This is a genomic window from Mesorhizobium sp. M7A.F.Ca.AU.002.02.1.1, from assembly GCF_003998535.1.
Classification (GTDB): Bacteria; Pseudomonadota; Alphaproteobacteria; order Rhizobiales; family Rhizobiaceae; genus Mesorhizobium; species Mesorhizobium ciceri.
Genome location: NZ_RZPB01000279.1, coordinates 1 through 7,254, shown reverse-complemented (window position 1 = coordinate 7,254; position 7,254 = coordinate 1). Strand labels below are relative to the sequence as shown.

The 7,254-nt window shown below is 60.3% G+C and carries 7 protein-coding genes; 6 read left to right on the top strand and 1 reads right to left on the bottom strand.

Annotated elements, in window-relative coordinates; all coding sequences use genetic code 11:
• Positions 1 to 214: 214 nt before the first annotated feature.
• Positions 215 to 1,564 (bottom strand): oxygen-independent coproporphyrinogen III oxidase, encoded by a 1,350-nt coding sequence (hemN, locus tag EN879_RS17970; protein ID WP_063169226.1) that lies wholly within the window; start codon positions 1,562 to 1,564, stop codon positions 215 to 217.
• A gap of 152 nt (positions 1,565 to 1,716) precedes the next feature.
• On the opposite strand from hemN, the gene EN879_RS17965 reads away from it, so the two are divergent.
• From EN879_RS17965 to EN879_RS17940, 6 genes are all read left to right on the top strand, one after another.
• The gene (locus EN879_RS17965; RefSeq protein WP_024502861.1) at positions 1,717 to 2,460 is read left to right on the top strand and encodes a Crp/Fnr family transcriptional regulator; all 744 of its coding nucleotides are present in this window, start codon (positions 1,717 to 1,719) and stop codon (positions 2,458 to 2,460) included.
• 494 nt (positions 2,461 to 2,954) lie between these two features.
• On the top strand, positions 2,955 to 4,574 hold the full coding sequence (gene ccoN, locus EN879_RS17960) for a cytochrome-c oxidase, cbb3-type subunit I (protein ID WP_063169225.1): 1,620 nt from the start codon (positions 2,955 to 2,957) through the stop codon (positions 4,572 to 4,574).
• Entirely contained in the window at positions 4,574 to 5,305 is a 732-nt protein-coding gene (gene ccoO, locus EN879_RS17955) for a cytochrome-c oxidase, cbb3-type subunit II (protein WP_063169224.1), read from the top strand. The genes ccoN and ccoO overlap by 1 nt, the downstream gene beginning before the upstream one ends.
• A gap of 11 nt (positions 5,306 to 5,316) precedes the next feature.
• Complete coding sequence (locus EN879_RS17950; RefSeq protein ID WP_024502864.1) at positions 5,317 to 5,466, top strand: cbb3-type cytochrome c oxidase subunit 3; 150 nt, start codon at positions 5,317 to 5,319, stop codon at positions 5,464 to 5,466.
• A gap of 2 nt (positions 5,467 to 5,468) precedes the next feature.
• Entirely contained in the window at positions 5,469 to 6,332 is an 864-nt protein-coding gene (gene ccoP, locus EN879_RS17945) for a cytochrome-c oxidase, cbb3-type subunit III (protein WP_063169223.1), read from the top strand.
• A gap of 167 nt (positions 6,333 to 6,499) precedes the next feature.
• The coding region (locus tag EN879_RS17940; RefSeq protein ID WP_127274159.1) for a 4Fe-4S binding protein at positions 6,500 to 7,254 on the top strand (755 nt) is incomplete at its 3' end.

The following is a 7,254-nucleotide window of genomic DNA, read 5'->3' as shown; positions in this document are numbered from 1 at the left end:
CCGCCGCCGGCTACAACTTCTCCCTCCTGCTCAGGTGGCTGAAGGGGTTTTTGTCGCTCTTGATTGCCCTGCTTCAAATCCGGCCGAAGCCGGTCGCCGCTTAGGGCTCGGATTGTTCACGGTCGACGATTTGATGCGGTAGTCGCCTATGAGCGGTCAAAACGAACGCAGCTGGTTCGCCGATCGACCAAACGGCGAGCGCACTGTGCTTTGCTCAGACCGCCACCGAGTGCCTCGCCGTTCCCCCTTTGAAATATGTATCGAACTTGGCCGCGATGGTTCGAATGAAGGGGCGACTTTCAGTCCGTACGAGGAAACTGTCACCATCGAATTCAAGCGCTCGGGCAGGATCGTGGAGTGCGATGGACCTCGAGCGATGAAGGAGCTGCTCGCCGGCTTTGCCGAACCGCTCCACCAGGTCGACTGCCGAGAAGGCAAAATCACACATCAGCCGCTCGATGATCCAGCCACGGACGCGATCGTCGTCGGAAAGGGCAACGCCGCGGACGGCAGCCAACCCGCCATCCGCAACCATGCGCCCGTACCCGGCAGTCGAAGCCATGTTCTGCACGTAGCCTTGGCGAAAACGACCGATGGACGAAGGGCCAAGTCCGATCAGTGTCGGGCAGCGATCCTCAGTGTAGCCCTGAAAATTGCGATGCAAAACCCCTGCGCGGGCCGCTATGGCCAGCGCATCGTCGGGCTTCGCGAAATGATCGAGTCCTATTGCCTCATATCCCTTGGCGACAATTGCCCGCGCCGCGAGTTGAGATTGGGCGAAACGCTCAGTGGGACTCGGCAGCCATGCCTCGTCGATCATCGTCTGATGCTTCTTGAACCAGGGCACATGTGCGTAGCCGAACAGGGCCATCCGGTCTGGCTCCAAGGTCAGTGCCTGCGCCACCGTGGAACAGATCGTCTCGCGTGTCTGATTCGGGAGCCCGTAGAGCAGGTCCAGATTGACCGATTCGACGCCCCGCGAACGAACCCCGTCGACGACTGCCTTGGTCTGCAAAAAACTCTGCTCACGATTAATTGCTTTTTGCACTTGCGGATCGAAATCCTGCACGCCGAGGCTCGCCCGCGTTACGCCGATTTGAGCAAGTGCATCAAGGCGCGCCTTGTCCATGTCGTTGGTTTCGATTTCGATGCTGACCGTAGCATCCGGGAGAAGGTCGAAGCTGTCCCGCAAGGCCGCTCCAAGAGCAACCATATCATCGGGCCTCAGAATAGTTGGCGAACCGCCACCGAAGTGGATTGCACGGACATGTGCCTTGCCGCTCACCAGACCGGCAATCGTGACGATTTCGGCATTCAGCGAGCGCAGATAAGCGGCCACCGGCTCATATTGGTGCGTCTGCTTGGTGTGGCAGGCGCAGAACCAGCAGAGCTTGTCGCAGTAAGGAATGTGCAGGTACAGCGAGATTTCGTCGCCGCTTTCCAGCGTCTCCAACCAGCCACGGTAAATGGCAGCATCGATCCCCGAATGGAAATGCGGCGCCGTCGGATAGCTGGTGTAGCGTGGGACGTTCTCGCTGAGTTTGACAGCTATTTCCGATTGCATCTCGCGTTCACCGTGTTGCCCGCCGGAACACTGCACGCATCGCTGAAGCAGACCCTGATCTCGATCAGCCGCGCTCATGGACAAACCGCCGCAGGATTTCTCTACCCTGGATGGGTATCCTGCCGGCAGTTAGGATCGGGTAAGGCGAACGCATGACCTTTCGGCAAGACATTCATAGTTCCGGCATTCCTGTTCTTTGCTTCCCTTGCGAGGCACGGCGTCGCGGTGTCTGCGGTGCGCTCGATCCAGACAATTTGGTTGGGCTCGCCAAGACTTGCTCGCGTCGCCGGATCGAGTCAGGAATGGAGTTGACCGGCGAGGCACAGAACGTCGACAGCTACTCCAACGTGCTTTCAGGCGTGGTAAAGCTATCAAAGAGCCTGTCGGATGGGCGCCAGCAGATCGTCGGTCTCCAGTTTGCACCGGATTTTCTGGGACGTCCTTTCAAGGAGGAAAGCTCGATCAATGCGGAAGCGGCAACAGCAGTCACGCTGTGTTCGTTTCCGCGAGCGGCCGTCGAACGGATGATGAAGGCGTCACGGGAATTCGAGCATCGCCTGCTCAAACAGACGCTGAATGAACTCGATGAGGCGCGCGAGTGGATGGTGACGCTGGGGCGCAAGACAGCTCCGGAAAAGGTGGCGACTTTTCTCCTCATGATGGCCCGGAATATCGATTCCAGTCTCGATGCGGCTTCCGGGTCGGCCTCCTTCGATCTGCCGCTGACGCGTGCCGAAATGTCTGATTTCCTTGGAATCACCAGCGAGACCGTGAGCCGCCAACTGACGCGATTGCGGGCTGACGGGGTGATTCGGATTGAGAACGCACGCCATGTGACGGTGGACAGCATAAGCCGTCTGGAGAAGCGCTGTGGCGGCGGACGCGAGCGGCCCTAAGCGGCGAGGCCATGTCGCATGACTCCGGGGCGGGCCGTGTTTGCCTTTTAATGCGATGTCGCCGCGCCTTCGACGAAGCGGCGTCACGGTTGTCGAGACAAACAGCTTTCGGGCTTTGATAGGAACGTGACCAATCGCCAGGTGTGTTTCGGCACATACCGGCGAAGCATGGTCCTTAATCTGCCACGGCTCGGCGGAACGATCGCGTTCGTTTCCAATGGGATCCGAACAACGTTTGGCAGGGCATCGGCAATAGCATCCAACGCGCGCAGAGCCTCAGCTTTCGCCTCAGCGATCGCGTCTGCGCCCGCCCAACCCAGGGAACGCCTTCCATGAGGGAGTGAGCCCGCGCTGCGTTCCTCGTTCATTCGCCACCTGCTGATTGCGCCGCACAAAATCGTGCGGCCTGACATAGATCAGGGCGAGGGGGCGGCGGCTGCGCGATTAGTGCGCTGCGGATTTGGCATCCACCAGATTCGAGATCGGGATCTGCAATGAAATTCGGCACAGAGATCGTCCTTCTAAGCGTGTTCGCTTTTGCGGCCCTGGTGGCCGCCGGCTTCGGCGTGGATGAACCTTTCCGCCGACACATGTGGGTGTTGTTCTTCGCAGTGGCTGGTTTCACTGCGATCCTGTTGCGCAACACGGAGTTCAGGCCAGCAGCTCCGATTGACCCATCCGCTTACATGGATGGTCCGATCCGCTACGGCGCGATCGCCACCGTGTTCTGGGGTGTCGTCGGCATGCTGGTCGGCGTGGTGATCGCGCTGCAGCTCGCCTACCCCGATCTCAACATCCAGCCCTGGTTCAATTTCGGTCGTTTGCGGCCGTTGCACACATCCGGTGTCGTTTTCGCCTTCGGCGGCAACGCGCTGCTTTGCACGTCTCTGTATGTCGTGCAGCGCACCTGCCGCGCGCGCCTCTTCGGCCGTGATCTCGCCTGGTTCGTCTTCTGGGGCTACCAGCTGTTCATCGTCATGGCCGCGACCGGCTACCTGCTCGGCATCACCGAGGGCCGCGAGTACGCCGAACCCGAATGGTATGTGGATGTCTGGCTGACCATCGTCTGGGTCGCCTACCTCATTCTGTTCCTTGGCACGATCCTGAAGCGCAAGGAACCGCATATCTACGTGGCCAACTGGTTCTACCTGTCGTTCATCGTGACCATCGCGATGCTGCATGTGGTCAACAACCTGTCCATACCAGTCTCGTTCCCGGGCTCCAAGAGCTACTCCGCCTTTTCAGGGGTCCAGGACGCCTTGACGCAATGGTGGTACGGCCACAACGCGGTCGGCTTCTTTCTCACCGCCGGCTTCCTCGGCATGATGTATTATTTCGTGCCCAAGCAGGCGAACCGGCCAGTCTATTCGTACCGGCTGTCGATCGTCCATTTCTGGGCTATCATCTTTCTCTACATCTGGGCCGGGCCGCATCACCTGCACTACACCGCCTTGCCCGATTGGGCGCAGACGCTCGGCATGGTGTTCTCGATCATGCTGTGGATGCCGTCCTGGGGCGGCATGATCAACGGCCTGATGACGCTGTCCGGCGCCTGGGACAAGCTGCGCACCGATCCGATCATCCGCATGATGGTGATGGCCGTCGCCTTCTATGGCATGTCGACCTTCGAAGGCCCCATCATGGCGATCCGGGCGGTCAATTCGCTGTCGCATTATACCGACTGGACCATCGGGCACGTCCATTCGGGTGCGCTCGGCTGGGTCGGCATGATCTCGTTCGGCGCGATCTACTACATGGTCCCGAAGCTCTGGAACCGTCAACGGCTCTACTCGCTGAGGCTCGTCACCTGGCACTTCTGGCTGGCGACACTCGGGATCGTCGTCTACGCCGCGGTGATGTGGGTGTCCGGCATCATGCAGGGCCTGATGTGGCGCGAATATGGCGAGCAGGGCTTCCTGGTCTACTCCTTCGCCGAAACCGTCGCCGCCATGCACCCCTACTATGTCCTGCGCGCCATCGGCGGCGCCATGTACCTCTCCGGCGCCCTGATCATGGCCTGGAACATCACCAGGACCATCCTCGGCCACCAGCGCGAGGAGGAGCCGATGCCGAGCCCCGTCGCCATCCGACCTGCGCGATCAGGAGCCAGGTAATGGGCTTGATGGACAAACACGCAATCATCGAGAAGAACGCCACGCTTCTTCTCGTTGGCTCGCTGCTCGTGGTGACGGTCGGCGGCATCGTCGAGATCGCGCCTCTCTTCTATCTCGACAACACGATCGAGAAGGTGGAAGGCATGCGCCCCTATTCGCCGCTCGAACTTGTCGGGCGCAACATCTATATGCGCGAGGGCTGCTACCTCTGTCATAGCCAGATGATCAGGCCGTTCCGCGACGAAGTTGAGCGCTATGGCCACTACAGCCTGGCTGCCGAGTCCATGTACGATCACCCCTTCCAGTGGGGATCGAAGCGCACCGGGCCGGATCTCGCCAGAGTTGGCGACCGCTACTCGAATGCATGGCATGTCGCGCATCTTACCGACCCGCGCTCGGTGGTGCCGGAATCGATCATGCCGAGCTATGGGTTCCTGAAAGACACGCCGATCGACGTGAAGGATTTCTCGACGCATCTGGTCGCCAACAGGCTTGTAGCCGTCCCTTACACCGATGACATGATCGCCCACGCCAATGCGGATCTGGCGGCGCAGGCCGATCCCAATGCCGACACATCAGGCCTTGAGGCGCGTTACCCAAAAGCCAAGATCGGCGACTTCGACGGCAACCCGCAACAGGTCACCGAAATGGATGCCCTGCTCGCCTACCTGCAGATGCTTGGCACACTGGTCGACTTCAAAAATTACGACGAAGCCGCCGGCTACCGCTGAGGAGAACGCTGATGACCTACAATTTGATGCGGGCGTTTGCCGACAGCTGGGGCCTGGTTGCGATGGCGCTGTTCTTCGTGGGGTGCATCGCCTTTGCCCTACGCCCCGGCAGCCGAAGGCTGGCCGACGAAGCGGCCCGCATTCCGCTCGAGGACGAGTGATCATGAGCGACGAGCATATCGATGAAATCTCTGGCGTCTCGACCACCGGCCACGAATGGGATGGTATCCGGGAGCTGAACAACCCGCTTCCCAGATGGTGGGTTATCACTTTTTACGTCACCATTGTCTGGGCGATAGGCTACACCATTGCCTATCCAGCATGGCCTCTGTTGCACTCGGCGACAACGGGTGTGCTCGGCTATTCCAGCCGCAACGAGGTCAGGAACGAGCTGACCGCGGCTGAGGCCGCCAAGGGCAAATATATCTCGGCGGTGGAGTCCAAGAGCGTCTCGGAAATCGCCGCGGACGACGGCCTGCGCGAATTCGCAATCGCCGCCGGTGGCGCCGCTTTCAAGGTCAATTGCGTACAATGTCATGGCTCCGGCGCCCAGGGTTCCAAGGGCTTTCCCAATCTCAACGACGACGACTGGCTGTGGGGCGGCAAGGCCGAGCAGATCCAGCAGACGATTACGCACGGCATCCGCTTCGCATCCGATCCGGACACGCGCCTGTCGGAAATGCCGGCCTTCGGCGACATCATTACCGCCGACCAGATCGCACAAGTCAGCGCCTACGTGGCCAGCCTTTCCGGCAAGGTCCGCGATGCAAGTCTGATCCAACCCGGCGCCAAGGTCTTTGCCGAGAATTGCGTGGCCTGTCACGGCGACAATGCAAAAGGCAACAGGGAATTCGGCGCCCCCGACCTGACCGATGCGATCTGGCTCTATGGATCCGGTGAGACAGCCATCGCCGCACAGGTCCGTGCGCCAAAACAGGGCGTCATGCCGGCCTGGGTTGGCCGTCTCGGCGAGATCAAGGTCAAGGAACTTGCAGTTTATGTCCATTCGCTTGGCGGCGGAGAATAGGAATGGAAGGTCCTATTCTTCGGTCCCCCCTGCCAAGCGGACGAGGCCCGGCGTGAGCCGGGCCTCGACACCATCCCTAATGCGATCTGCACAACCCGGCAAGGCTATCCTACGGCGAGGCTTTACGACAGGTGCCCCTGACATTGGCTGGGAAAGTGGAGTTGCACATGCGTGACAAGACGCAGTTGACAGGGCTCGAAACAGAAACTGTCAATTCCGCCAAAACCCGCAAGCCGCTTTATGCCGCGCGTCAAAAGATCTTTCCGAAGCGCGCCTCGGGCAACTTTCGTCGCTTCAAATGGCTGGTGATGACGATCACACTTGGCATCTATTACCTGGCTGCGTGGCTGCCTTGGGCTCGCGGTCCATTTGCCCCGGACCAGGCAGTCCTGCTCGATCTCGCGAACCGGCGCTTCTACTTCTTCTTCATCGAGATATGGCCCCAGGAATTCTTCTATGTGGCCGGCCTCCTGGTCATGGCGGGCGTCGGTCTTTTCCTGATCACCTCGACTGTCGGCCGTGCCTGGTGCGGCTATGCATGCCCTCAGACGGTGTGGGTCGATCTGTTCCTCGTCGTCGAACGTGCGATAGAGGGCGACCGTAACGCTCGCATGAAACTCGATGCAGGCCCCTGGACCGCCCGCAAGCTGATGCTGCGCTTATCGAAGCACGCCGTCTGGCTGGTCATCGGTGCGGCGACCGGCGGCGCCTGGATTTTCTATTTTGCCGATGCGCCGACGCTGGTTGGCGAACTCTTCACCGGCACCGCGCCACCCGTCGCCTACATCACTGTCGCCGTGCTGACGGCTACCACCTACACGTTCGGCGGTCTGATGCGCGAGCAGGTCTGCACCTACATGTGCCCATGGCCGCGCATCCAGGCAGCGATGCTCGACGAAAGTTCTCTCACCGTCACCTACAA

What these genes read in the sequence shown, in the direction of transcription:
- hemN (WP_063169226.1), bottom strand. Translation starts at nt 1,564, where the DNA reads ATGCAATCGGAAATAGCTGTCAAACTCAGCGAGAACGTCCCACGCTAC.
- EN879_RS17965 (WP_024502861.1), top strand. Translation starts at nt 1,717, where the DNA reads ATGACCTTTCGGCAAGACATTCATAGTTCCGGCATTCCTGTTCTTTGC.
- ccoN (WP_063169225.1), top strand. Translation starts at nt 2,955, where the DNA reads ATGAAATTCGGCACAGAGATCGTCCTTCTAAGCGTGTTCGCTTTTGCG.
- ccoO (WP_063169224.1), top strand. Translation starts at nt 4,574, where the DNA reads ATGGGCTTGATGGACAAACACGCAATCATCGAGAAGAACGCCACGCTT.
- EN879_RS17950 (WP_024502864.1), top strand. Translation starts at nt 5,317, where the DNA reads ATGACCTACAATTTGATGCGGGCGTTTGCCGACAGCTGGGGCCTGGTT.
- ccoP (WP_063169223.1), top strand. Translation starts at nt 5,469, where the DNA reads ATGAGCGACGAGCATATCGATGAAATCTCTGGCGTCTCGACCACCGGC.